This window comes from Bacteroides sp. LFL-34, assembly GCF_027257075.1.
Classification (GTDB): domain Bacteria; phylum Bacteroidota; class Bacteroidia; order Bacteroidales; family Bacteroidaceae; genus Bacteroides; species Bacteroides ovatus.
This window is the reverse complement of sequence record NZ_JAPQKZ010000141.1, coordinates 1-964: the sequence shown is the minus strand read 5'-3', so window position 1 is coordinate 964 and position 964 is coordinate 1. Positions and strand designations below refer to the sequence as shown.

Sequence of the window (964 nt, the reverse complement as noted above, 5' to 3'; positions counted from 1 at the left end):
CCGTTCTTCGTGTAGGTGGAGAGAGCCGCCCCGAAACTGTAACCGCCATTGTTGCCACTTAAACGCATACCGTCCACAAGGTTAGCTCTCAATTCGATGCCCTGCATCTTCGGCAGGCACCGCTGGGCGTGCGCCTGCCCCGTGAAGAGGGCAAGCGATGCGATGATGATTGCGATGTGCTTTCTCATGGTCAGCGCACTTGAAGTTCGTTGATGGTACCCGCACGTACCAAGTCCTCGTTCTCAATCACGAAGGACTGATGACGGCCTCCGTTCTTCTCGTTCAGCTCCACCACGAGGCACTTGCCGTCGGGGATGGTGAACTTCGCCATCGTGAATACCGTGCGCTCGCTCTTTCTGCCCGGCACACAGGTGGCATAGTTCTGCGCACGGAGCGGCAGGATGATCTGCTCCTGCACGGCGGTACGCTTCGCCACCTTCTTGTCCACGATTTTCCACGTGATATAGTCCACATCGAAAGGCACGTTGCTTTGGTTCCTGATTTCCGTGTGGAAATAGAGAAGTCCGTTGTGCGTGTAGATGCCTTTCAGAAGGTACTGGATGCCGAAACGCTTGCAGCCGATGTGTTTCACCTCACGCTTGTTCTGCTTGTAAATGGACTTCATGATAAGGCGCACCAGCATGGGACTTTCGCTACCCAGCTCTTTCAGATAGATTTCCTGCGCGTTGTTCGGACGGTTCACCGCCTCGCCGTCATGGATGAAGTCGCACATCTCCACGTTGAGCAGCAGCGGTTCGGCGGCGTACTTCACGTTGAAGGTGTAGAAACTCCCGTCCTCCGTTATCACGGACATATTGGTTTCGTTCGGGAAGTTCCTCACGGTCGCTTTCACGCGGATGACGTTCTCCGCTCCGTCGGCTTTACCCGCAATCAGGTCGGGCGAGCCTAAATCGACGTAGCGCACCTCCGAGGGGAAAATGACGTGGACGGTCTTGTCGTAGGT

Annotated in this window: 2 protein-coding genes; both read right to left on the bottom strand. The window is 55.7% G+C overall.

Annotated elements, in window-relative coordinates; genetic code table 11:
* Positions 1-188, bottom strand: a 188-nt coding sequence (locus N5O98_RS27260) for a conjugal transfer protein TraO (RefSeq protein WP_186909657.1), incomplete at its 3' end; no start/stop codon positions are given.
* 2 nt (positions 189-190) lie between these two features.
* Positions 191-964: conjugative transposon protein TraN (gene traN / locus N5O98_RS27255; RefSeq protein WP_269496271.1), on the bottom strand; the 774-nt coding region annotated here is incomplete at its 5' end.